General features: G+C 42.0%; 1 protein-coding gene. It reads left to right on the forward strand.

All coding sequences use genetic code 11. The features are described from left to right. The coding region (locus ACXAGJ_RS24830; RefSeq protein WP_474843910.1) for a hypothetical protein at positions 1-231 on the forward strand (231 nt) is incomplete at both ends.

The raw sequence follows: 231 nt of genomic DNA on the forward strand, positions 1-231 counted from the left end.
CAGCACCTATTCCTGAAGTCAACCTTTCAGTTTCTACCAACTCAGGTACAGAAGCAGCAGGTACAGTGATCACAGTGACGGCGATTTCTTCGTCAGCTGTTGTAGGCACTCAAACTATTGATCTTGCAGTAACAGGAGTAGGAATTACAGCTTCAGATTTTACCTTGAGTAATACGACTATTACTATTGCAGATGGTGCAACTGAAGGTAGTGTAACTTTTACGATTGTAG

The organism is Aquimarina sp. AWH4_224, assembly GCF_056160245.1.